General features: G+C 30.3%; 26 protein-coding genes and 1 pseudogene. 4 read left to right on the forward strand and 23 right to left on the reverse strand.

Translation table 11 applies throughout. The features are described from left to right. Positions 1-61 precede the first annotated feature (61 nt). The 11 genes from EDD60_RS02885 to EDD60_RS02935 all read right to left on the reverse strand — a co-directional run bounded on the left by EDD60_RS02885 (position 62) and on the right by EDD60_RS02935 (position 10,074). Positions 62-1,165: an MBL fold metallo-hydrolase gene (locus tag EDD60_RS02885; protein ID WP_066446468.1), complete on the reverse strand. Its 1,104-nt coding sequence runs from the start codon at positions 1,163-1,165 to the stop codon at positions 62-64. A 17-nt stretch (positions 1,166-1,182) separates the two neighbouring features. Further along, positions 1,183-1,752, reverse strand: coding sequence for a cyclophilin-like fold protein (locus EDD60_RS02890; protein ID WP_102135700.1), 570 nt, complete (start codon positions 1,750-1,752; stop codon positions 1,183-1,185). A gap of 4 nt (positions 1,753-1,756) precedes the next feature. Continuing rightward, positions 1,757-3,640, reverse strand: coding sequence for an ABC transporter permease (locus tag EDD60_RS02895; RefSeq protein ID WP_132226202.1), 1,884 nt, complete (start codon positions 3,638-3,640; stop codon positions 1,757-1,759). Between the two features lie 6 nt (positions 3,641-3,646). Continuing rightward, a complete protein-coding gene (locus EDD60_RS02900) occupies positions 3,647-4,111 on the reverse strand; it encodes a hypothetical protein (protein WP_132226203.1) in 465 nt (154 codons plus the stop codon). A gap of 9 nt (positions 4,112-4,120) precedes the next feature. Then, entirely contained in the window at positions 4,121-4,891 is a 771-nt protein-coding gene (locus EDD60_RS02905; RefSeq protein ID WP_243646614.1) for an ABC transporter ATP-binding protein, read from the reverse strand. Continuing rightward, positions 4,884-6,239: a phenylacetate--CoA ligase family protein gene (locus tag EDD60_RS02910; RefSeq protein WP_066446476.1), complete on the reverse strand. Its 1,356-nt coding sequence runs from the start codon at positions 6,237-6,239 to the stop codon at positions 4,884-4,886. The genes EDD60_RS02905 and EDD60_RS02910 overlap by 8 nt, the downstream gene beginning before the upstream one ends. Positions 6,240-6,253: 14 nt before the next feature. Beyond that, complete coding sequence (locus EDD60_RS02915; protein ID WP_066446479.1) at positions 6,254-7,357, reverse strand: linear amide C-N hydrolase; 1,104 nt, start codon at positions 7,355-7,357, stop codon at positions 6,254-6,256. A gap of 207 nt (positions 7,358-7,564) precedes the next feature. Next, positions 7,565-8,506, reverse strand: a complete 942-nt coding sequence (locus EDD60_RS02920) for an alpha/beta hydrolase (protein ID WP_066446481.1) — start codon at positions 8,504-8,506, stop codon at positions 7,565-7,567. Positions 8,507-8,519: 13 nt separating this feature from the next. Next, positions 8,520-9,362, reverse strand: a complete 843-nt coding sequence (locus tag EDD60_RS02925; RefSeq protein ID WP_066446483.1) for an aldo/keto reductase — start codon at positions 9,360-9,362, stop codon at positions 8,520-8,522. 14 nt (positions 9,363-9,376) lie between these two features. Next, positions 9,377-9,847, reverse strand: coding sequence for a cyclophilin-like fold protein (locus tag EDD60_RS02930; RefSeq protein WP_066446485.1), 471 nt, complete (start codon positions 9,845-9,847; stop codon positions 9,377-9,379). Further along, positions 9,844-10,074, reverse strand: coding sequence for a hypothetical protein (locus EDD60_RS02935; RefSeq protein WP_066446487.1), 231 nt, complete (start codon positions 10,072-10,074; stop codon positions 9,844-9,846). The genes EDD60_RS02930 and EDD60_RS02935 overlap by 4 nt, the downstream gene beginning before the upstream one ends. Positions 10,075-10,210: 136 nt before the next feature. Between EDD60_RS02935 and EDD60_RS02940 the strand changes: the two genes are divergently transcribed. Continuing rightward, complete coding sequence (locus EDD60_RS02940) at positions 10,211-11,086, forward strand: LysR family transcriptional regulator (RefSeq protein ID WP_082787370.1); 876 nt, start codon at positions 10,211-10,213, stop codon at positions 11,084-11,086. Between the two features lie 86 nt (positions 11,087-11,172). On the opposite strand, the gene EDD60_RS02945 is transcribed toward EDD60_RS02940, so the two are convergent. The 10 genes and pseudogenes from EDD60_RS02945 to EDD60_RS02980 form a co-directional block, all read right to left on the reverse strand. Beyond that, positions 11,173-11,571 carry an aldo/keto reductase gene (locus EDD60_RS02945; protein ID WP_066446489.1) on the reverse strand — a complete coding sequence of 133 codons (399 nt, stop codon included), beginning with the start codon at positions 11,569-11,571 and terminating at the stop codon, positions 11,173-11,175. A 26-nt stretch (positions 11,572-11,597) separates the two neighbouring features. Beyond that, positions 11,598-12,086: a cyclophilin-like fold protein gene (locus tag EDD60_RS02950; RefSeq protein ID WP_207905283.1), complete on the reverse strand. Its 489-nt coding sequence runs from the start codon at positions 12,084-12,086 to the stop codon at positions 11,598-11,600. 157 nt (positions 12,087-12,243) lie between these two features. Further along, entirely contained in the window at positions 12,244-12,918 is a 675-nt protein-coding gene (locus EDD60_RS02955; RefSeq protein ID WP_066446491.1) for a hypothetical protein, read from the reverse strand. A gap of 16 nt (positions 12,919-12,934) precedes the next feature. Further along, positions 12,935-14,341: a family 1 glycosylhydrolase gene (locus EDD60_RS02960; protein WP_066446495.1), complete on the reverse strand. Its 1,407-nt coding sequence runs from the start codon at positions 14,339-14,341 to the stop codon at positions 12,935-12,937. 122 nt (positions 14,342-14,463) lie between these two features. Continuing rightward, positions 14,464-15,342, reverse strand: a complete 879-nt coding sequence (locus EDD60_RS02965; RefSeq protein ID WP_066446498.1) for a MurR/RpiR family transcriptional regulator — start codon at positions 15,340-15,342, stop codon at positions 14,464-14,466. Between the two features lie 382 nt (positions 15,343-15,724). Beyond that, positions 15,725-16,549: a hypothetical protein gene (locus tag EDD60_RS02970; RefSeq protein WP_066446501.1), complete on the reverse strand. Its 825-nt coding sequence runs from the start codon at positions 16,547-16,549 to the stop codon at positions 15,725-15,727. A 97-nt stretch (positions 16,550-16,646) separates the two neighbouring features. After that, a complete protein-coding gene (locus EDD60_RS16300; protein ID WP_243646615.1) occupies positions 16,647-16,784 on the reverse strand; it encodes an LPXTG cell wall anchor domain-containing protein in 138 nt (45 codons plus the stop codon). Then, positions 16,785-16,895: pseudogene (locus EDD60_RS16540) on the reverse strand (hypothetical protein); the annotation flags it as partial. It lies immediately after the preceding gene. 15 nt (positions 16,896-16,910) lie between these two features. Then, positions 16,911-19,895, reverse strand: a complete 2,985-nt coding sequence (locus EDD60_RS02975; RefSeq protein WP_243646616.1) for a glycoside hydrolase family 3 protein — start codon at positions 19,893-19,895, stop codon at positions 16,911-16,913. Between the two features lie 406 nt (positions 19,896-20,301). Continuing rightward, positions 20,302-21,915 carry a glycoside hydrolase family 13 protein gene (locus tag EDD60_RS02980; RefSeq protein WP_318026096.1) on the reverse strand — a complete coding sequence of 538 codons (1,614 nt, stop codon included), beginning with the start codon at positions 21,913-21,915 and terminating at the stop codon, positions 20,302-20,304. A gap of 175 nt (positions 21,916-22,090) precedes the next feature. On the opposite strand from EDD60_RS02980, the gene EDD60_RS02985 reads away from it, so the two are divergent. After that, positions 22,091-22,753 (forward strand): DUF5680 domain-containing protein, encoded by a 663-nt coding sequence (locus EDD60_RS02985; protein ID WP_066446507.1) that lies wholly within the window; start codon positions 22,091-22,093, stop codon positions 22,751-22,753. A gap of 43 nt (positions 22,754-22,796) precedes the next feature. Then, positions 22,797-23,207: a pyridoxamine 5'-phosphate oxidase family protein gene (locus tag EDD60_RS02990; protein WP_449560093.1), complete on the forward strand. Its 411-nt coding sequence runs from the start codon at positions 22,797-22,799 to the stop codon at positions 23,205-23,207. Positions 23,208-23,222: 15 nt separating this feature from the next. Here the strand turns inward: EDD60_RS02990 and EDD60_RS02995 are convergent, their stop codons facing one another. Next, a complete protein-coding gene (locus EDD60_RS02995) occupies positions 23,223-23,966 on the reverse strand; it encodes an alpha/beta hydrolase (protein ID WP_066446514.1) in 744 nt (247 codons plus the stop codon). Positions 23,967-24,138: 172 nt separating this feature from the next. Here EDD60_RS02995 and EDD60_RS03000 point away from each other — a divergent pair, with 172 nt between their 5' ends. After that, positions 24,139-24,414: a hypothetical protein gene (locus tag EDD60_RS03000; protein WP_243646618.1), complete on the forward strand. Its 276-nt coding sequence runs from the start codon at positions 24,139-24,141 to the stop codon at positions 24,412-24,414. 21 nt (positions 24,415-24,435) lie between these two features. Here EDD60_RS03000 and EDD60_RS03005 read toward each other — a convergent pair whose 3' ends face one another. Next, positions 24,436-25,890 carry a glycoside hydrolase family 1 protein gene (locus tag EDD60_RS03005; RefSeq protein ID WP_132226205.1) on the reverse strand — a complete coding sequence of 485 codons (1,455 nt, stop codon included), beginning with the start codon at positions 25,888-25,890 and terminating at the stop codon, positions 24,436-24,438. Positions 25,891-25,896: the final 6 nt, after the last annotated feature.

Consider the following 25,896-nt stretch of genomic DNA (forward strand, 5'->3'; position numbering starts at 1 on the left):
TCAACACATAAAATAACAAATATCTATATCAAATACAAAGGCATAGCTATTAGGCATATGATTATTCTATATCCTCCCACCATTTTTCTTGGAATTGTTGGATATTGTCATAATCAACGATTTCACCAATACGTGGTGTTGCAACATTCATATTTTCTTTTTGAGCCAATGCTGTCATTTGTCTGATAGGATCATCCCACGCATGATATGAGAGTGAAAATGTACCCCAGTGAACAGGAACAATCCATTTTGCCTGTAAATCTTTCATGGCTTGAATACCTTGTTCTGGTAAAAGATGAATTGCTTCCCATGACTTATCATATTGGCCATCTTCTAATATCACAAAGTCCATAGCACCAAATTTTTCATATATTTCCTTAAAATGTTCACCATATCCTGTATCACCAGTATAATAGGCTTTATATTTTTCATTTTGAAAAACATAACCACTCCATAATGTTGTGTTCGTTTGCCATGGCAAACGTCCAGTATAATGACGTCCTGGTGTTGATGTGATTGTTAAACCACCAATTTTAACTTCATCCCACCATGCCATACTATGTATTTTATTCTCATCAACACCAAAGCGGATTAAGTGTTTTTCAACTCCTAGAGGAACACAATATGATTTCACCTTGTCATCTATATCTTTAATAGTCCCATAATCTAAATGATCATAATGATCATGAGAGATTACAAGAACATCAATGACTGGTAAATTTTCCTTGGATATTGGTAAATCAGAGAATCTCTTTGCTCCAAACCCTTGCATCGGAGATGCATATTCACTGAATGCGGGATCAATCAAAATATTCAATCCTTGCATTTGCAACATTGATGAAGAATGTCCAAACCATACCCATTTTAAATCATCATCTGATGTATTAGGAATACTATCTAATTGATGAATTGGTATTTTATCTTTTGGGACAGTTTGTTCGTGATCACTAAATTCACTTTTACTTTCATTCATGACTGATATTTCAGGATTACCATGGAAAGTCCCATCATAAAATAGTTCTGTTTTTTCACTATATAACTTTTTATCATTATCATTAATTCCCTGCCCAAATGGTTGCCATAATTTCATAAATAAAACTGCAATAACAACTATAACAAAGATAATAATCAAAATGGTCTTAGCGATTTTTTTTAAAAGTATCATAACATCAACCTTCCTTTTTATTCAGCAAAACGAATAAGAACAAGCTTATTTCCCCAACCTTCCTGGACCGGATTATTTTCAACAGCTGATCTGAGTCCCTCAGTTTCTTCAATCGTTCCAATCTTTGTATACTCACCTGGAATATGAGCATCCTGATAAAAGAGAACAACTCTATTTTCAGCCATATAATAAACTTCTCCAGCCTTTTGATAATCAACTGTTTGAGCAGAAGCGGGGATGCTATATGAACTTGGAATATCATAATACTGCATCACTTCATAATTTTCAAAATTGTCATAATTATAAATTGGCAGATTTCGGCCATCTTCACCAATATTTCTAGCGATTGTTAAAGCAGTATCATTCTTTTCAAAATGCATAGTGAAAGTTTTTCCTTCATTACCAAACTGAATGGTAATGTCTGGTATTTGAGATGTTGTAAAATCTTCACCAAAAGGACTTGTTGTATTCTGTGATGTAGACTGATTATCATTGATGGGCGAACGCTCTTGTTCATCATTTGAACATCCCATCATAGCAAATGATAAAATAATAACAAAACTTATTTTTAAAATTCTTTTTAACATTTTATTAATCTCCTTTTATTAATTGAGTTAAAGCCACTTTTTTGACTTTATAAGATGATAGATAAGCAAAGACACTAAATAGCAGTGTAATCATAAATATTGGCAAAATAGTATTCATGAAACTTAATGAAGAGTAAAATTCACCAATTCCAAACATTGCAACAAGGCTAGATATAATACCATCAGCAAAAATCATGCTCAGTATTGTTCCAGTTATGCTTCCAGCCATAACAACCATTGTAAAACGTAATGTAAAGAATAATCTTAACTGATGTGAAGTCAAACCAATACTTTTCAATATAGCCATATTCCTTTGTTCAAAACTCAACATTTTACTTCCGGTCAAGATAATCACAATCAAGATGAATATTCCCACAACTCCATACATACCTACCATCAAAAGATTCATTGTTGACACTATACCATCAAGCCCACTCCAACTGTTTGTATGAACGGCAATATCTAATGGATAAGATTGTTGAAGTTGTTGCATTATTGTCTCATTCATAGAATGCTCAGATAAGATGTAGTGTCGACACCATATATAAGAATCCGTTTGCCCAATCCTTTCATATCCTTGAACATTCATACCGATATTGGCCCCCATTTCATTAGCACATTGATAAATGCCAACAATCTTATAATCAGCATTTCGTTGCTCATGAATGATATGAACATAATCGCCAATATCAACACCCAAATCACTAGCCACATATTCTGTCATCACAATCTCGTTATCATTTTTACTAGTTTGTCCACGAATGATATGAAATCGTGATGGATTCGTTATAATATTGGCTGTATAGTCAACTCCATTAACCAGAACATTTTGCATTGCCAACTCATAAGTTCCTTCTATTCTTGCATATGAAGAAATAAGTTCTTCTATTTCATCCATATTTGTATTTGTCATAGGTTGAACTCCCAAGTCGTGATTAGCAACACTGAAAGCATCCATTAATCCTTCTCCATAAGGACCTATCCATGTATTTATTTTTCCTACAAGTGATAAGAAGAATGCTAATAATATGGCAATCATAAAAGTCCCAATATAACGTCTTTCTCCCGCCATTAACTGGCGTTTAGATAAATGCCAAATAAATCTTTTCTTTTCGATTGGTGTTATTTTCATTTGTAAAGGGGATAATTGTGGTTGACTTGTCTGAATCGTTTGAATTGGTGCAATATGAGCAATCTGTCTTGTTTTTAAGATAATAAATGTGATAATGATAAGGAATATAATGAAAAATGAAATAAGACACAACCCCAAAGGAATATGAGAAGGAATAAGTAACCCTGTAGATGTAACCATAGCTAATGATAAATATTTTGTTAAAACAATAGATATCAACAAACCAGCTATCATACCACCAATAACACTGACTCCGTATTGCATCATTTGAGAAAGTCTTAAATCTCGACTTGTAAAACCAACTGTTTTCAAAATCCCCATATCTTCTCTTTCCAGTTGTAATGCATGAGAAATATTGTAATTTAAAACAATGAGAGCAACAATCAATAAAACCATAACAAATGCTCCTAAAAAGCCAGAAAGCATATTTTGTAGAATCATCATAAAACCATAAATAGCTTCTTGACTGTAAACAAACTCTGTCACTGTCCCAAGGGTAACCTTTTGATTGACCTCTTGACTCAAATCATTGAATGATAACTGATGGTCCGATTTTTGAAAAATATGTATCATCGCTCCACTTGTTGCCATTTTATTAAAATCTGATGTCTCTTGTATCTCTTTTGTCAACTCATTAAATTCATGATCATTGACTAAAAAACTTTTCATATCAATCATTGAGCTGCCCATAAATGGATCTTCAAAATAACCTTTAATGATCATTTTTTTAGGTTGTGATGCTCTTTTCAAACTCAATTCTATTTAATCACCAATTTGAAATTGATAAGAAGAGAGCAGTGCTGGTGAGACATAAATTTCACCATCATTGATTTGAACTTGATGACTAATATATTGAAATTGTTTATCTAAAAATCGATAATCATAGTCCTTTTGATGATAGGGAATTATTTGTCCTTCGTTATCACTATGACTGTTATGAATCGCATAACCAGCATAAATAAGTGGTTGTATTTTGACATCTTCAACATTTTCGATATCTTTTAAATCTTGAGTTATCCTATCCAACTCATTATTTTGCTGCATCCAGAGCGTCATATCGCCATATCCTAATCGTTCCATTTCCATGGAAACATACTGAGAAGAATTAATTGATATATGGAGAGTAGTGACTAGTGATAAGGATATGACAAAGAAAAGAATAAAAATTCCTAAGAAACTTCCTTTATGTTTCATAAATCCTTTCTTAAATAATAATATGAATTTCAACTTTATCACCTACCATTCCATTGAAGATAACCATTTTTGAATATCTGCCTCACGTTGTTTCACATCATCCCCATCATAAGGAATCAATTGTTTTTCACCGACAATGTGACCATCTTCAATATAAAGAAGACGTGTTCCTCGCATAGCTGCACGTATATCATGAGTCACCATCAGAATACTTTGTCCAGACTGATGAACACGACTCATCAAATCAAGAACCTGTTCACTGTTTGCTTTATTTAATGCACCTGTTGGTTCATCAGCAAAGATGATTCCAGGCTGATTAATTAAAGCTCTGGCAATGGCTGCTCTTTGTGCTTCCCCTCCAGATACCTGAGAGGGCAAATGATCCTTAACATGTGAAATATGCATTTCTTCAAGTAATTGATGAGTTCGATTCTTTATATTCAAAACTGTATTTTGATGGTTTGTATAGCCTGCTGCCAGTATATTTTCATAGAGTGTTAAATAACTGACGAGGTGAGTTTGTTGAAAAACAAAGCCGAATTCTTTTGATCTTAAACTTGCCATCTGATTTTCACTCATCTTGGTAATATTTTTATCTTTATAAAAAACCTCGCCCTCAGATATTTTATCCATACCACTTATGGCATAAAGTAAAGTTGATTTTCCAGCACCAGATGGTCCCATAATAACTGTAAAGTCACCCTCATAAATATCAATACTGATATGATTAAGAATTTGATTATCAGTCACACCATTTATAAAATTCTTACTTACATCATTGACTCGCATTATGACTTCTTTAATCTCACTCATAAATTCGCTCCTTTGTTATTAAACGTTTTTTCCCAGTCTTTCTATCAGGATAGATTTCATCGACAATTTGAACAACAAATTGAACATATGATAAGTTCTTTAAATCTAATATTTTATTCATCTGTTTTTGCATATAATCTTTAACGTTATTGTTTTGTGATTGATTATTCATTTGAATTAACATTTCAAATGTTTGTTTATCTATTTGATGAAATTGAAAATCAAGCATTCCTTCAAACACAAAACCTTCAATCGCAAGTGGATGTAAAAAATCTTTTTCACCATTTTCATCTTCAAACCACATCATATCTTCATTTCTACCAAGAATATTTTCAATCAGTGTTAACGGATATCGATTTTCGTTTGTTTCTTTTATCATTAAACGATCTGATATTTTATATCGAATGAGAGGCTGAGCAAAATTATATAACGATGTTAAATACATATTGCCATTCTCTATCTCTACATAGTTCATATCGTCAAAAAGATACATTCCTTCTTTTGAAGATGCTTCTACACCAATAGCTAAGGATTCACTGGCACCATAAATATTCATAAGAGGGGCATTGAATACCTTTTCTAGATAATCACGCAAAGAAGAATTTAATGGTTCACCACAAGAAATAACTCGTTTAACCCGAATCTGAATTTCTTTTTTTTCAATAAGTTCTGCTAATATTTTGATAGCCGAGGGATAACCAATAATAATATTCGGTTGAAATTCCTCTACCTCTTTCATCCATTGTTTAACAGGTAAATTAATGTCAAGAAACAGTTGTTTGGCATGAATACCCTCAATACCCGCTCCCACTGCCATCGCTCCTCCATAACGTCCATCAGTTGCAGCTATATAAACAATTCGTGGACCACTCAAAAGTAATTTCAAAATTTCCGGCATACTCATATCCCATAATGCAGCCCGTAATATTCCAATAAGCATTTCATTCCATGCATGTTCATCATATACATAATAAGTTGGTTTCCCTGTACTTCCTGAGGAGTGAACAACATGGTATTTTCCCTTATATGTCATTTGTGTTAAAGCAATATCTTCATCAAAAACCTGCAAATCATTTTGATGAAGAACCACATCAGTCACAATTTCATCAAAATATTGAACAAATGTTGCTTTATCAAGAGAAGGAAACGATGAAATGGGTATCTGCCTTATATTTTCTTTTGTAATACCGACTGTTTCAAAAACACGTTGATAATATGTAGAATGATGATATGAATATTCGAGAATATCTCTTAATTTCTCTGCTTGTCTTTTTAAAATATCTTCCCGAGATCTTTTTGTATTTTTCTTATATTGATAGAGTTTGTATAATAAATTTAAATAATTCATATTGGCTCCTCCTTTTAATTGATATAAAAAACATACCCTTGTTGATAATTTTCACGATGATAATATCGAACCTCTCCATTACTTTGATTAAAAACAATACTCCATTCAGTCGATTCAAATTCACCAAAATTATCTTTACTCACACTATCTAATACATTTTTCACATCATTCATTGATTGAATTGAAGAATTTTGAATCGCATCCATCAAAATTTGATAACGAACATGTGACTGACTTGTTCCAATTCCAAATTTCTCACCTTCACTTAAATAGAAGTTTGTTACAACAGGTGTATTCGTAACAACCATTTCATTATCAATATATTCTACAACTTTACTTTTTCCAGTTGAATCACTCAAAGCAAAATGAACCATCATATTCATTGAGGCATGTAAATCATATTGTTCTAATAAAGCAATGGCTTCATCAACATTCGCTGCCTGATTTAACAGTAGACGAACAGCTGATGTTGTTGTTAAATCAGGTTTGGATGTGTTTTGTTCAATTGAGTCAGAATCTTGAATCATATTGACTGATACACACAATCCTTTTTCATTCATTCCATCTAATGGTACATACAATGATATAGTAGATTGAAGCTGGGGAGGAAGTGTGTTGATATCAAAAGAAGTTCCTGTAGAAATAAAATCCATATTAACTGTAGAAAGCGATGCATAAACACCTGGAGAATGACTTAAGACAATCATGGCATCACATTCTTGCCAATCAAAATTCCTACCAAACAAATATCCATCTTTTCCTTTGACTGACAAAGTACTGCATCCAAAAATATTTTGATTTGTAGCTAAACTGACTTTTCCCAAAAGAATCTGATCAGATAGAAATGAAACTAATTCTTGATCAGATGAGGCTCCTCCCTGACTTAAAAATTGATAAAATCCATAATCATCATCATAACGTACTATTGATAATCCATTTTCTAGTTCAGTCATCTTTACTGTTGGTTCTATAACTGTTAAGTTATCATTTCCTTCTTTTCGAGAATCCGCAACAATATCATTTCTATTTCCTTGTCCATAAAAATGATGAAAAATCAGAACTCCTATCATCATAATTATCAGAAGAATAATGATAAATAATTTATTTTGTTTAGACATTTGTTCATCCTCCTTATCTAGGTAATTATATTATATATTTCGCATCATCACATATCAAATACCTATACCAAATATAAACATATACCTTTTAAGCATACAATTATTAAAATGATAACTTCTAAGTTTATATGATTTAAAAATGTCCTCTATAATAAGATAAGGTTTAAAACTATTCAATCATCAATAGTTTTAAACCTTTATGTTTATTTATTTTAAATTTTCTTTAAAGAAATTCTCAATTTTATCAAATGGAATTTTATGAACATCATCATATAAATCAATATGAATTGCATCTGGAACAATATATAATTCTTTTGGTTCTTTAGCATTGGCATAGACTGTTTCACTAAAGGCCATAGAATGGGCATTTTCTCCTGCTATTAATAAGATAGGACGAGGTGATATTTCATCAATATGAGCTAATAAATCATAATTTATTAAACTTAGCTTAGAAGTTGTTGTGAAGTTTCCTAAAGCATGAGGGTGGTGTCCACGCTTCATTCCATAATAGCTAAAATATTCTGCTTTTGCCCCTTCTAATTCTTCTGGAATAGAATCAGCGGGAACTTTTGGGAAAGCGGGAATATATTCTGGATACCCATTCTCAAAATCTACCCATCGCTGTTCATTTAATCTTTTCTTTTCTGCTAAAAGTTCTGTTGGAGATGCCATTTTACTGGCCGCACTCATATCAACAAGACTACAAGTTACTGCAGCTTTAATTCGGGTATCAACTTGAGCAGCTGATAATGAAAATCCTCCACTACCACAGATTCCTATTGTTCCAATTCTTTCTCTATCTACATAGGGAAGCATTCCTAAAAAATCTACTCCTGCACTAAAGTTTTCACTAAAAATATCTGGTGATGAAACATGGCGAGGTGCTCCACCGCTTTCCCCCATAAAACAAGGATCAAAGGCAATCACAACAAATCCACGTTGTGCTAACTCATTGGCATAAACTCCTGGTCCCTGTTCTTTTGTTCCCGCATAGGGAGGGCCAACCACTATGGCTGGATGTTTCTTATTTTTATCTAAATCTTTTGCTGTATATAAATCTGCTGCAAGTTGAATTCCATAACGATTGTTATAGAATACATGTTCTCTTTTAACATTTTCATTTAATTCAAATGTATAAATTTCACTCATCTTTTTTCTCCTTCTATTGAATCCCATGAAGTCTATAAACTTCATTTAATGCTGTTATTTCTAATATAAGAGGTTTATTCTCATCCATTTTTTCAATGATCAACATGTCCTCTTGAGATAATTCAAAATCATCAATACTATAATTTTGAATCATACGATCCTCATGTATTGACTTTGGAATTGCAATAATATGGTTTTGTCTTAGCCATCTTAAAATAACCTGAGCTGGTGTCTTTTGATATAGAGAACCAATTCTCTGTAATTGTTCATCAGTAAAGATTCCTCGATTTCCCTCAGCAAAAGGTGCCCATGCCATCATTTGGATATCATATTTTAGCATGACTTGTTTTAATTCTTTCTGCTGATAAAAGGGATGCAATTCCATTTGATTGATAGCTGGCACAATATCATGGGTTAAAATCAAGTCAACAAGACGATCTGCTAAGAAATTACATACACCAATAGCCTTGATTTTTCCTTCTTTGTATAATTCTTCTAAAGCTCTCCAACTGCCATGATAATCTCCATAAGGCATATGAATGAGATACAAATCAATATAATCTGTTTGTAAATTATCTAAAGATTTCATAAAAGTCTGTTTTGTGCCTTCATACCCATCTTTTTGAATCCAAACCTTAGATGAGATAAAGAGTTCTTCTCTAGTCAGTTGGCTTTCCCTAATCGCATCTCCTACTGCTTTTTCATTACCATAACAAGCAGCAGTATCAATGAGACGATAGCCTATTTTGAAAGCATTTTTCACACTTTGTTTACATAAGTCATAATCCGTTATCTGAAATACACCAAATCCTAATTGTGGCATTTCTATCCCATTATTCAATTTTAATTTTTCCATTTTTCCCATCCTTCCTATTCTTTTATTGTTATTACAATTGTTCCTGAAAGTAATTCAATAGACTCCTGACCTGAAATAGCAAGACCTAGTTCATATAATTGACCACCCTTGCCAAAATAATCATAAAACATAACAACATCACCCCATGGTGAATAATAAGCTAATGTTCCTATGTCAGCATTTGCAAGTGGTGTATTTTGAGTATTTAGCTTTTGAGGTGGATAAAATACTTTTTCATTGGTACTAAAATTTTCTACCTCCATTGATAATGGAAGTTGAGCATATAAGTCCTTAGCAGCCTGTGAATCATTTAATTCATAGACAATCATCTTTCCATTTCCTTTCACTTCAATTTGCATTTTCTTATCCTCCGTATTGATATTTTCTGTTGCGTTCTCATTTGATTCATTAGTAGGTTCATCAGATGTCTTGGTGCAACCTGTCATGAGTAAAACCAAACATAATAAAATAATTATCTTTTTCATATTTTCTCACCTTTTTCAATTCTATAGATAATATACTCCAGACAATCTATCTTTCTTTGATCATCATGAAGTATATCTAAAAGATCATAACGATGTCTATGTAATAGACTCATTTGTTTTTTTATTTCATTTTCTTTCCTATATAACAAAAATTGTTCAATTGATTTTTCAGGACATCCACAATCTTCTAAGCAAGATATCATTTTTATCTCATCATTGTCATCCATCATAGTCCCACCTCGAAGATATCATACACCTCAAATATTTAAATAGGAAATACTTATTATAAATGATTAATCATAGTTGACAGTTATGATAAATAGAGATATATTCATAATGAAATAGAATTGAGGAGAGAAGAAAATGATTGAAACAAGATTATTGTATTATTTCCTTGCGATTGCAAGAGAACAAAATATCACAAAAGCTGCTGATACACTGCATATATCACAGCCAACACTTTCTAAACAAATGATGGATTTGGAAGAACAACTTGGCAAACAACTTTTTATTCGTGGAAAAAGAAAAGTGACTTTAACAGAAGATGGTATGTTTCTACGTGCAAGAGCACAAGAAATGATGGAACTGATGAATAAAACTGAATCTGCTTTTCAAAGTGAACAAAATTATATCAGTGGTGATATACACATAGGCTGTGGAGAAACACATGTGATGGGATACATAACTGATATTTTAAAAGAAATACAGTTAGATTATCCAGATATAAAGTTTCATATCTACAGTGCTGATGCTCAAGATGTGTTAGATAGATTGGATAAGGGATTATTGGATATGGGATTACTACTGGGACCCATAGAACAGGAGAAATACAATTATCTGTCTATCAATCAGGATGATCAGTTTGGACTGCTCATGCCAAAAGACAGTGAACTTGCAAATAAAGACATTTTGTCACTGTCGGATTTGAAAGAATTACCACTCATTTTCCCACAACAGACATTGAATGGACAACAACATTTGAGTTGGTTTCATTCTTCTTTTGATGATTTTCATATTGTTGCGACTTATAATCTTGTTTACAATGCGACTTTTATGGTAGAAAGAGGAATGGGCTATGCTTTTTGTCTTAATCATCTTGTTGATACTGAAGGAAGCAGAAATCTTACATTTCGATGCATAGAACCTATTATCTCTGTACATCCCTATATAGTTACCAAAAAATATCAGACATTTTCAGCTGCTGCTCGTTTATTTTATGAAAAACTGAAAATTCAATGATTATCTACAGTTTGTTTTATCAATAATCTATGATATAACCATCAAATCTCCAGCAATTTTATTGTGAATTGACTTTAAGTCTGCTGTTATGATTGATTGACAAATATAATTCCATATTGATAACATATTTGTTTGATTAAATTTAAATCGTTATGGTTTTTCTTCTTATAATAAAACATTGGTTTTAAATAACTTTCATCAACAATCTTTAATAAGGATTGTGATGAAATATCAATCACACCTAATGATTTTGTATAACCACCAATCCATAATTGTTCTAAAGCATACCATTGTTTGATTATATTCTTTTGATCAAAGTGAAGCAAAATCATATCAAAATAATCATGTTGGAGAGATTGGAGTTTTTCTTCACACTCATGAATCACATCATAGTAATGGTGATTTTTATGAATGATAAAGCTGTTTATCTTTTGGTGATGGATGATTTTTTGATAAATTGACTCTTTTTGATTGAATAAGTTCATAATATCATCTCTTTCTTATATTTTATTTATTGATAGATATTGACTTGCAGGCTGTTACTATCTATTTGTTTGATGAATCCATTGACATCATCAACATGTCCTAAACGTGTATATGTATATGATGTTTGAAAACTCTTGTAAAATAAAACAAGGCAATTATCTCCAAATAACATCAGATCACCTGCCTCAATAAAATCAACAGATTGAGCATTTGTTGGTAGTTTTTGATTCATATAATAATATTTTTCATTTCCATGTAACTCGTCCATTGTTATTGTCATAGGTAAATATTTCATAAATTCTGTGACTGTTGCATTATCTTCAAGTGTTACTGAAAAATCTTGATGGTGAATTGTAAGTGTTAATTGTTGCATATCATTGTCTCCTTTATTTTGTTTGTTTGTTGTTTCATGAGAATAATCTTCTTGGTATGTATCTGATAAATCATTTTGTGATTGTTTTTGACAACCAGATATGATCATGAGTAGACATAATCCTAAACACATCTTTTTCATTATTCGATTCTCCTCTCTTCATTTTTATTTTATGACAATCTTATATCGATATCAAATACCTATATTGGATGCTTTATTATGCTTAATAAGCATATGCTTCGATAATAAAAATAGCCTTTTTAAGGGCTATTAAAATATAATCATTATAATTCTGTTCCTAGAAAGAATGGATATAGGGTTTCAATCCTTCCGCTAAAAGTTCAACCATATGCAAAGGTTGTTTCCCACCAAGTTTTATGCCTTTTTCACAACCATTACAATAAACAGCAATCTGTTGCGTTGTATAGTGTTGACACCATTGCTGCATTTGTTGAACTTGTTCTTCTTGAGATAACAAATGAAGATGGTTTTCAATAATATCATGAAAAGTCTTTGGAGCAATTTCAATACAATCTTTAGCTGGTGGGTTATTTAACCAGACACCACAATATTTTGTCTTGTCATAATTGTCTTCCATTTCAACAATTGTATAATTCATTTTCTTTAAACATTGTCTTATAGCCGTTTGTAAAGCAATGTTTTTTCTTGTTCGCCAACAATCTTGGATTGTTATGGATTCGCCATGATGGTCAACCCATGGAAAATGTTCATCTTTTAAAATATATTCATATAAACTCATGATTTGTGTATGAGGATATGTTTCTTCTAAAACAAGATGACATAAAGTACAATTATGAATAATAATATCATGATCTTCTAAAAATTTATCTTTGTTACGGCAACATTGATCAATAATAGCTCCTTTTTCTTGCATATATTTTTGAATAGCTAATAGTGCTTGTGGATGATTCTTCTTAACATCACATCCTGGTAAATAATGTAACATGTTCATTCATTCCCTTCTTTTTTTATAATTCATTTGCATTTGTTTTGATAAGATTTTGATACCAATAAAATGATTTCTTTTTCTTTCTTTGAAAAGTTCCTTCTCCTCGATCATTTAAATCAACATAGACAAAACCATAACGTTTCTTCATTTCTCCTGTTCCAGCACTTATCATATCAATAGGACCCCACATAGCATAACCAAAGCAATCTACATAATCGATCTCAATTGCATCTTTTAATGCTTTGATATGATTTTTTAAATAATCAATTCGATAATCATCAATAATAGATCCATCTGTCTCTTGTTGGTCTATAGCACCTATTCCATTTTCAGAAATGAATAAAGGTATTTGATAACGATCATAAATACGATTTAAAGATATTCTTAAACCTAATGGATCAATTTGCCAACCCCATGACGTTGATTCTAAATAAGGATTTTTACCACCATCCAATAAATTTCCATTAGCCGAATGTTCAACGCCAATTCCTTCAACTAAAGAAGCATAATAACTAAAACTATAAAAATCAACAGTTCCTTGTTTTAAAATATCTTCATCACCCGGTTCTTTGTCAAAATGAGCATTCATCTTCTTTTGATAAGCTAAACATGTATTGGTATAACGTCCTCTTACTTGTACATCAGAAAAATAATAGATAGGCAATAATTTATCATGAACCAAGATTTGATCCTCTGGGCGACAACTCATTGCATAACAACAATTATATAAAATCATATTCCCAAATTGAAAATCAGGATTAATCTTTTTTCCTTCTATAACTGTCAGTGCACTAGCAACTAACTGATAATGAGCTGCTTGAAACATAACATCAACTTTATTTTCATCTTCCTTATATATAATTCCTGCTTGATGCCATGGTGTACCGGCAATAAACAAAGAATTAATTTCATTAAATGTTATCCAATATTTCACCTTATTTTTATATCTTTGCATAACCGTTTTGGCATATCTCACAGATAAATCAATCAATTGACGATTTCTCCAACCACCATATTTTTGAACCAATGCTAATGGCATTTCAAAATGATGTAATGTCACTATAGGTTCAATGTTATATTTCAATAACTCATCAAAGACTTTATCATAAAACTTTAATCCTTCTTCATTAGGATATTCATCATCTCCATGCGGATAAATTCTAGACCATGCAATAGACATTCTATAACAACGAAATCCCATTTCTGCCATCAAAGCAATATCTTCTTGATAATGGTGATAAAAATCCACTGCTTTATGACTTGGATAATAAATATCCTCATGAACATATTCATGGATTTCTCTTTTCTTTCCATGACTTGCTCCCATTTCAACATCATTAATGCTTAAACCTCTACCTCCTTCATGATAACCACCTTCATATTGATTCGCTGCACTTGCTCCACCCCATAAAAAATTCTTATTCATGATTGTTTCCTCCTTTTGATACTGATTATACAAAACAACAAAAAAAGATAAAGATACAACAGAGAAAAAGAAAACGAGTTACGCTTTTTTTGAAAAAAACCTTCAAATAGCGTAACCCATTATCACTTTTCTTTTAATATATCTATTGATGACACTCTTGTCACTTCGGCTTTTTGAGAAATATCAATTCTTTTCTTTAAATGCGTTTCATAATCTAAAGCAAAATATTGTGAATACAAAATATCAAGAATCAATTTTATACTATATTCATTAGAAAACCCACCAATTTTAGAATATAACTTTTCTCTTGTTGAAATATGTAAGACAACATCTGCATATTTCTTTAAACGATTATCTCCTAAACTACTTATTACAATAATTGATGTTCCTTTATTCTTCACTATTTTCGCAAGTTCACATAACTGATCAATTTCTCCAGAATAAGAAATAAAAATCATACAATCATCCTTGCCAATAATAGCTAGTACAAATAATTCTTCTCCTTGTATAGAACAAATATGAACAGGTACCCCTATTCTCATCATATCAAGTTGAAACATTTGCCCTAACAACAAACTATAAGAAATAGCCGCCAAATGAATATGCTTGGCATTTCTTAATAAGCGAATAGCCTTTTGGAGACTATCATGTTCAATTAAAGAAAGTGTATCAGATAAAGTTTCTTGAGCCAAAGCTGTCACTTTACTAGATATCTTTTGCATATTATCTTGACTTGTAAAAGGATAATTTGGATCAATATTTTGAAAATGTGTATCCATATAATGAACTTCTTTAAGAAAATCTTCTTTAAAATCTTCAAATCCATGATATCCTAATTTCTTTGCCAAACGTATAATTGTCCCTGTAGATGTATAAGTCACCTTAGCAATTTCTTTGATTGTTTGATTTTTTATATTTCCTCTTTCTTTTAATATATAATCAATAACACTTTGTTGTGCATCAGATAGTTTTACTGATTCCACAATTTGTTCAATCAACATAGGATCACCTCTTAACAATCATATCATATTTTATGTTTCAAAACATCAATCCTTAATCAATATCAATAAAAAGAAATCATCCATTTATTAAACTTTCATCCTTATAATTAACCCATCATATTACTATTAAAGACCTTCCTGTCTATATTCTCACCATAAAACATAATATATTGCTGTTAAATGCTAAAATATTATATTTAACTTTATCAATAATAATATTAGCTTCACTTGTATTACCTGTATCTTCATTTAACCATGAGAATAAATATATATCTTTGATAGAATCGTTGTATTGATGAAATATTTCTGCACCTGTTATCAGCTATATAATGAATTTATTTATTAACAACTATATCTCATTGCTATAAAGAAAGAATTATCTTTAATATTCATTTTGATTATACATATCTTTTATAAAATGATTAAAATTATAAATAATTGTTCCTTGTTCATAACCATTTTCATTATCACCATAGTCCTTATTTAATCCCATAATCTTTTGACCATCTTCAATGATTTTTCCATGGTAAACAAACATGTACTTATCTGAATCATTTTCAATTTTATTAGCTTCAATTGTAAGACTATCTTCATTCATTACATCTGAAGTTATGATTATAATAGCATTAACATTTTTTATTTCCGAAATGAATCTATTTGCTGTTTCCTTGTTATTACATACAAAAACGAAAAACAATGGTGATTTTTTCTCGGTAAACAAATGATCAATATTATAACCTTCATTAATACAAAATGATTGAGGATAATACTGAGAATAGTTTTTAGCAATTTGATCATCTAGTTTTTCACAATTATCTGAAGTATATGCATAAGGAATAGCCATAAAAGCATTTCTTAAATATAAGATAGAATCTTTAGCATTTATTTTTTCTGATAGCTGTAAAAAATGATGACTCACATATGTATCTTGTAGCTGGGTAAAGAAGCTTTTTTCATCATAAATAAGCATATTATCCTTCAATTGTTTTCCATAATTCATATACCAACTATCAGACATTGAACGTTCAGTTTTATCAGCTTTATTTTTAGCTTTCTTTTCAATCGTATAATCGCCTAAATAACTTGTTAAAATATCTTGATATTTGTATGGAAAACTATTCTTTTTCATAGAATCAAATACCAAACTTGAACCGACAATAATGCTTACCAATAAAACAACTGTAACTATAACTTTATGTTTTTTCATCTATCTCACCTCTTATCTACACCATATCACAATCATGTGTAAAAGATATGAAAAGAGTCGTCATCTTTTCCTTGATAACGACTCATTTTTAAATTTATTATTTAAAGAATTTTTTCTTTTTTAATACAATCCCACCAGCTACCGCAACTAAACCAATAAATACAAAGAATGCAATTTGATTCGTATCCTCAGTTTGTGTTGATGAAGTATGAGCAACACTTACTAGATGATTCATTGCTGTTGATAAGTTGGTTTGTGCTTCAGTGACTTCTTTTTGGGTTGCTTCACTATTAGCAACAACTGCTTTTGCTTGTGTTAAAGCAGCTTCAAAAGTTTTCCATGAAGCATTTGTATAAGCTTTTTAATCTAATTTTTCAGCTTTAGCAATATATTTATTCAATAAATCTTTACTTGGTTTCATCTGTAATTGTAAGAATGCTTTGACTAATCCATCATAAGCATCATTGACATCTTTTTCTAATGCATTTTCATTAGCTAAAACTGTTTTTGCTTTTGTTAGAGTTGGATCTAATACTTTCCACATTACAGCAAAATAATCATCTCTATTAAGTTTATCAATTTTATTGACTAATTCTTTTAATGCTGTTTTGTTTCCTTTATAAAAATCTAATTGACTCATTGCATGAGATAATTTATCAAAAGCATCATTAACTTCAACTTGTGTTGCTTTCTTATTATCATATACTTTTTGAGCATTATCTAAAGTAGTTTTAAATTCAGTTACAACTGCAGGAATAACTTTATCTAATTGTTCCTGAGTGATTTTATGTGCTGTATCAATAGCAATCCCTAATTCTTGTCTATTAACTTTTTCAACAAGTTGACTTTGAGCTTCTTCTAATTGTTTATAAGCCTTATCAATATCTTCTTGTTTTACATTAGCTTTAAGAATAGTCTTAGCATTATCTAATGCTTTTACTAATACCTCCCATGATTGTGTTGTATAATATTCTTGATCTAATTTTTCAACTTTTTCTACTAAATCTGTTAATGCAGATTTATTCGTATTATAAATTAATAATGCTAGTACTTCATTATATTTATTACGTAAATCTGTTTCACTTTTATCAACAACAGATTGTGCTAATTTATGAGTTATATATGTATTTTCTGCACTTTTCAGTAAAGTCTGTAATTCTTTCAATGGCTTTGCAGCGGCTGTTACTGATTCATTTGTAAATACAGCAGTATTTAAATTCTTAACTAGTTCAATTGTATCTTTTAAAGCATTCTTATTTGGATCTTTTACAATTGAATCATATGTTATACCATAACCTAGTTTATAAACATTTTCAGTTGTTGAATATGTATTAACATGTTTTCCATCCTGCCAATTAATAAACTTAGGAATATCAACAGGTAATTTCCCAGAAGCACCAAATGTACCTAAAGCGACTTCTACTCCAGCTGTTAAATTAGGGCTAAAAGCAGCAGTTGCAGAGACTGTTCCGCCACCATATGATTCAGTAATATCTAATCCTAATCCATTTGTTCCAAAGACTGCTAAAATAGCATCAGCACTTGGATATAATTGTGTATCATATGGTTGATTTAATGAAATAATAACAGTCTGTTTCCCATTTTCTTTACAATAATCAGTAAATAATTTTGGACATGCAGTCAAATAACTATCATATTCCATTTGCGTAGAACTAGATACCTCAGAAGCATGAATTAAAATATTACACCAATCTAATAAATCTTTATTTGTTCCTTCAAAACTTGTACCATCTGAATTTAATGCACTATTCACATTATCATTCAAACCTGTCCAATTATAATGCTGTAAAATTTTATAATCTGCTCCTTCTGGAATAATACCAGCTGCTTTAGCACGATTCCATGCCATCACAACTCTGTTATTATTTCTTGAATAAGTATGCGCAAATAAGACTCTTGAATCTTTTGTTAATTTAAGAGGTAAGAGATCATTTTCATTCTTAACAACTGTCACTGCATGAGCAGAAATTAATCTTTCTGTTTCACGATTTTCAACAGAACCAACAACTTTTGAAGCAATAGCTTTCTTTTGGGCTAAAGTTGTCTTATCATTTGCTAAATCCATGATTCCTCTGTTATATTTTAAAGTTAAAATCCTTTCAACAGATTTATCTAATTCATCCATAGATAATTTAATGCCATTGTAACCATCTTCTTTAGTATAAGCATCAACAAAAGCATTGATTAATGGAACTAATTTTTCTTCCATATCTTTCCAAGAAGAAATATCAGTAAATGGAATATCCAATATATCTACACCAGCTTTAATAGCTAATAAATTTCTTTCATTAACATCAAAATAATTAGCAATACCACCCATTGTCATAGAATCCGTAACAACAACACCATTAAAATTCAATTCTCCTCTTAACAAATCAGTTAAAATTTCTCTTGATAATGTTGCTGGAGGGGTTATACTTTCTTGTTTTTTTTCAGAATAAATCTTTTCCTTAACAAAATTAGGAAATTGTATATGTGCTGTCATAATTAAATCAGTACCATCTTTTATAGCAGCTTGAAATGGTACCAATTCTGTTTTATACAATTCTTCCTTAGTTGCAGGAACTGATGGTAATCCTGTGTGAGAATCCGTTGAGACATTTCCATGTCCTGGGAAATGCTTTGCTGTAGTTGCAACTTTTTGACTATGAACACCATCAATATAAGCAGTTGTAAACTTGGCAGCTAATTGAGGATTACTACTAAAAGAACGTAAACCAATAACTGGATTATTGGCATTATTATTCACATCTGCAACAGGAGCAAAGTTTGTATTAATTCCTACTGCATGTAATTCACTACCAATAATTGTTCCAGCTTTTTTAGCATCATCTAAATTATTTGTTGCCCCTAAAGCCATATTTCCTGGCAAAGCTGTTCCCCCTGTTAAACGATAGACAATTCCTCCTTCTTGATCTGTTCCTATAAGAAGTGGAATATTATTTTTACCTAAACTTTTGTCCATTGCAGCTTGTTGTAAACCATTTGTCAATTCAACATTAACTGTTGCATCTGTATCAAAGTTCACGGCAAACAAAATCACACTACCAATATCATACTGTCCAATCAATTGATAAATCTCATCATTAATATTTTGAACAGAAGCAATTTTTTTACCATCTTTCATTGTCCAACCACTACGAAATGACAACATAAGTTTTTGACCAATTTTTTCTTCCAATGTCATCTTGCTAACAAGCTCTTTGGCTTTTTCTCCATTGGATAATGCACTAACATGAGAAACATTTGCACCAAATACAGTTGCGCTTGCTAATGATAAAACCATTATCAGTGCAAAAAATTTCTTTATCCTTGATCTTTTCATTTTATTCTCCTTTATCTTTAATTCTAATAAACGATTTGCCTATCAATTAAACTCAAGTATAAACAATATCCAATTTCCCTTTCTAACCTCCTTTTCCCTTATTTTGTTTTAACCTGATTTTAATCATCCTATGAAAAATACTTAATATTATCTATTATCACTTAAGAATTATTCTATTTTTATATTGTCATCAAACATATTTATGATATCTCATTATTAGAAAGTTTTATTTATCAAATATACCTAAATTTATTATATCTACTCTATTATCCATATCAATAAAGCCAAAAAAGAATGGATAGTCCATTCATAAAACATATAAAATATTTACTTTTTTGAATATATTCTTTCATCTATAGAATGACTTCAAATAACTCATTAAATAAAAAAAGACAGGTTATCCCTGTCAGAATTTTAACTTAATCATCACAAATTGAAAAGGTTTTAACACACCTATGATATAATCATCATAATTATTTAATAAAACATCACCTTCAATATGATCTATACTCTGTTTTAATTCACTAAAATTACATAAACAACAAATCACTTGATCATGATAAACTCTTTGATATCCAATCACATTATCATTTGTTTTTAACTCCACAAAATCTCCATAAATTAAAATATCTTCATGTTTTCTTATATTTATCATCTTTTGATAAAAATGATAAACAGAATGAATATCATGGATTTGATTTTCAACATTAATTTCTTGATGATCCCCCATCTTTATCCAAGGTTTTACATCACTAAAGCCAGCATATTGATTTTGATTCCATTGCATTGGTGTTCGTGCATTATCACGGCTTCTTAAATTTAAAAAGTGTAAAGCTTCATCTTGAGTAAATCCTTCTTCAATCGCTCGTTTATACTGATTGATACTTCCAATATCATCAAAATCATTAATACTTTCTCTAGTGAAATTACACATACCTATTTCTTGTCCTTGATAGATAAATGGAGTCCCTCTTAAAAAGAAATACATTCCAGCAATCATTGTTTTTGAATAATAATGATGATATTTTTTATCTTTGATTAGTTTATCAATAGAACGAGGCTGATCATGATTTTCTAAGAAGCTTGCTATCCAACCTAGCTTTTGAACTTCTCTTTGACTCTTAAATAATAATTCTTTAAAATCTTTAACTTGCCAATCTTGACGTCTAAACCATTCTTCATCTTGATTAATATCAAAGTTTGAATAATTAAAATCAAACATCATAGAAAAACAACCTTTTTCGCCAATAAAAATACCTAAATCAGGATACTGTACACCAACTGCTTCAGCAACTGTCATACACGAATATTTATCAAATGTTTCTTTTTTGAGTTCTTCAAAAAAGACTTCAATGCCAGGTTGATTTCTTGTATAAGCAAAACAAGCAGACAATCCATCTTTCCCATCAACGATACCATTTTGATAACTTTGATCTTTCTTAATAAAATTAATCGCATCAACTCTAAAACCAGCAATTCCTTTATCTAACCACCAATTAATCATCTGATATAATTCTTTTCTAACTTGGGGATTTTCCCAATTTAAATCAGGTTGTTTCTTAGAAAAAGAATGAAAATAATATTCATCTCTACCCGCTACTTTTTCCCATACAGAACCACCAAAAACACTGCGCCAATTATTCGGTTCCTGACTACCTTGTTTAAAAATATAATAATCATGATAAGGACTATCAGGATGGTTGATTGCTTCTTGAAACCATGGATGTTCACTAGAAGTATGATTAATGACTAAATCCATAATAATCTTGATACCTTTTTCCTTAGCCTTGATAATCAATTCATCTAAATCAGCCATTGTTCCAAACTCAGGATTCACATCATAATAATCAGATATATCATATCCATTATCATCCATTGGGGACTTATATAAAGGACAAATCCATAACAAAGTAACCCCTAAATCTTGTAAATAATCTAATTTTTCAACAATTCCTCTTATATCTCCAATTCCATCATGATTACTATCATAAAAACTCTTAGGATAAATTTGATAAGCAATTTCCTTCTTTCACCAATCTTCCACTAAAATCACCTCTTTGTTTTATTATACACTTGGCTCATAAAAAAGACATCAATACATGAAAAATAAAATCATAAAGTAGCAAAATTGTAAACAATGATTGCTGGTGTATGCTTATTTATCATGATAAGATAGATTCAAGGAGGACAAAAAGATGCTTAATGAAAAAATAACATACTTTAGAAAAAAGAATATGCTGACGCAAGAAGAATTAGCTGAAAAACTTTGTGTATCAAGACAAACTATTACAAAATGGGAAAATGGATTAATTTCGCCCAGCTTAGAATATTTAATTGATCTTTCTCAAATCTTTAATGTGACGATTGATTTTTTGATTAAAGATGATGATTGTATAAGTGAAGATGCTCAAACAATGAATACAAATACGCTTATAACTTTTCTAATAAAAGCTAAAAAAATGACATATGCAGCGAAAAAGAATAAAGTTCAATCAGTAAAAAAAGATGCTCATGAGTATCACTATCAAGATAATGAATATCAATACTATGATACTTTTTATGGGCGTTCATACTTTTCTGGTCAAGAGATTGTTTATCAAAATGACCAAGTTTGTTGGAGCATGAATTATTATGGAAAAGTCTTAAGTTCTGATTTTAATGGAGACTTTTTAAAAGAAGCTTTAATGTTGGTAGATGAACAAAGACCTTTTCGTGGACCTGAAATATATAGTCGAGGTGAATATACATATATTTCTAAAGTCACTGGTCATATTGATAGTTTTCAAGGTAGTGAAGAAATATACTATCAAAATCATAAAATCTATGAAGGCGTATATCATGGGGGAATAATTCAATAATGAAAAATAACTATGAATCAAGTATAATGAAATATTTCAACAAATAGGAGATCATGCCAAAATTGTTTTAGCAACTTCTCATAATGATAGAGTTTCTGCAAGAAAAATGAGTTTTATTATAAAAGAAGGTCTTTTTTATTTTCAAACAGATATAACCTTTCATAAATGTCAAGATATACAAGCAAATAAAAATGTTGCTTTATGCATAGATAATATTCAAATTGAAGGAATCTGTAAAGAAATTGGTCATCCTCTTGATCACCAAGATTTTTGCCGTGATTTTAAAACACACTTCTTATCATCTTATGAAAACTATTCACATTTAAAAAATGAAAGACTGTTTGTTATTAAGCCAACCTTCATTCAAAGATGGAATTATATTGATGAAAGACCCATTATTGAACAATTATATATAAATGAAGAAAAATATTATGAAAAACAATATTTAAAATAGCCAGCTAAATACTGGCTATTTCCATAAATAATCAAAATAGATTTGATTTTGTTTTTCCCAAGTTGCTTCATTATGTTCTCCATCTAAAACAATATTGATATAACTACTTGCTTGTCTTTTCAGTAAATCTTCATGAAATTCTTGAAGATTTTTTATTATTGAATCCACTGATTTTGTTTCTTTTGTACCAAAACTAAAATAAACTCTTGTATCAGGACTGATTTTGATATTTTGAAAATCATTGAACAATTCATTATGACATAATGCAAGAGATGGAGATAAACATGCAGCCTTTGAGAAATATTGATTAAATTTCATAATTGTATAATAGGCCATTAATCCACCCATAGAACTCCCAGCTATGCCTGTACATTCTCTAAAAGGAATAGTTCTATACTTTTGATCAATCATTGGTTTTAACTGATATACGACCCATTCCATATATTTATTGCCATACCCATTTCTAGGACCTAAAAAAGTATTTTTTAATGTATAAGGACAATACTCATCCAATCTTTCATATCCATCATGACTACATTCAATCCCTACAACAATAAATTTTTTGTCATAATTATTAAGAAAATCAGCCAATCCCCATGATTTCCCATATGTAGCATCTCTATCATCATAAAGATTATGACCATCATACATATACATCACAGGATATTCTTCATTACTTTCATAATAATCATTTGGTAAATAAATATGTAATCTTCTCTTTTTACCAAATGGTGTATCAACATCAAATTTTTCTATCATCATTATGTCTCCTTTTCAACAACAAAATTATATAATATCTCATATCTTATGTCTAATACCTATTTATAATAATTTTTAAACATATATCTTAAATTTTGTTTAGAAACGTGTCATAAAAGAAATGATTCCAACATATAGTAGATTAAAAAAGAAATATATGGAGGAAAAAATTATGAACAGTATGAAAGAATCATTATTATCATTTTCAGGCGCAAATGTACCTATTGATGAAGTAGCCAAAATTATGAAAAAAGATCAGCAATTCATCAAGCTTGGTTTACAAGAAAAATGGTTACCAATCGGTATTGCCTATCAAATGAATGATACGCAAGAATTTTCTTATTACATTTCACCTAAGAAACTTTATGAATATACTGGTTATATCTATCAAGGCCAATCATTAGTTAAAAATCATCTACAAGCTAAATATAAAATCTATGAAAAATAAAGTTAGCTTTAAGCTAACTTTTTATAATTCTTCACCATTACTTTCAATAACTTTCTTATACCAATCATAAGAATCCTTCTTATATCTTTGATAACTTCCTTTACCTAAATCATCCACATCTACATAAATAAAACCATATCTTTTTGACATCTCAGAAGTTGACATACTAACAATATCAATACAACCCCATACAGTTAAACCGAATAAATCAACCCCAGCTTCCACAGCATCTTTAGCTCCTTGGATATAATCTCTTAAAAAATCAATACGATAATCATCATGAACTTTATGATCTTTAGTTAAAACATCTTTTTCACCTAACCCAAGTTCAGCAATAAATAAAGGGATCTGATAACGATCATACAATTCTCTTAAAGCAATCGTTAAACCAATAGGATCCTTTTGCCAACCCCAGGTAGATGATTCTAAATATGGATTTTTTACCCCATTAACAAGATTCCCTACTGCTATTTCTGTATTTTCATCAATATGTTTCTTAGATAAAACACTCATATAATAACTAATAGATAAGAAATCACAAGTATATTGACGTAATAATTCATCATCACCAGCTTCTTTATGAATAACTATTTGATGTTCTTTAAAATAACGATTCATATAACGAGGATAATATCCTCTTAATTGAACATCAGTAAAGAATAAATTCATTTGATCTTCATCTAAACATTGTAAAACATCTTCAGGATGACATGTTGCTGGATAAGCTTCACGTCTTGCTATCATACAACCAATATGAGAATCTTGAATAATCTCATGACCCCATTTGACAGCTAAAGAACTGGCTAAGAATAAATGATGAATGGCTTGAAAACAATCTTGATCTAAATTATTAGATGTATATTCTTTTAAAATAGCCCCTCCAACATATAAACTATGTAAAATCACATTAATCTCATTAAAAGTAATCCAATATTTAACTTTATCTTTATATCTTTCAAAGACTGTTTTAACATATTTCTCATAAAAAGAAATCGTTTTTCTATTTAACCATCCACCATAATCAAGAGCTAACCCTAATGGTGTTTCATAATGAGATAATGTAACTAAAGGTTGAATCCCATATTTTAAACATTCATCAAAAACCTTATCATAAAACTGTAAACCTAATTCATTAGGTTCTTCTTCATCCCCATGAGGAAAGATACGTGACCAAGCAATCGACATACGTAACACCTTAAATCCCATACCAGCAAACAAACGAATATCTTCTTGATAATGATGATAAAAATCAATTCCTGTTCGCTTTGGATAACATCCCTCTTGATCATTTAAACAATCAAAAACATCATCTTTACTCATCATATGAAAACAAACATAATCCTCATAATCTTGTTTATTTTTAAAATAAGGAGCCGTATCAGCAATACTAGGTCCTTTTCCATCTACATTCCAAGCACCTTCACATTGATTAGCAGCAATTGCTCCACCCCATAAAAAATCATTAGAAAAAGTCATTTTATT

The sequence above is a fragment of the Longibaculum muris genome (assembly GCF_004343035.1).
In the GTDB taxonomy this organism is placed as follows: Bacteria; Bacillota_I; Bacilli_A; order Erysipelotrichales; family Coprobacillaceae; genus Longibaculum; species Longibaculum muris.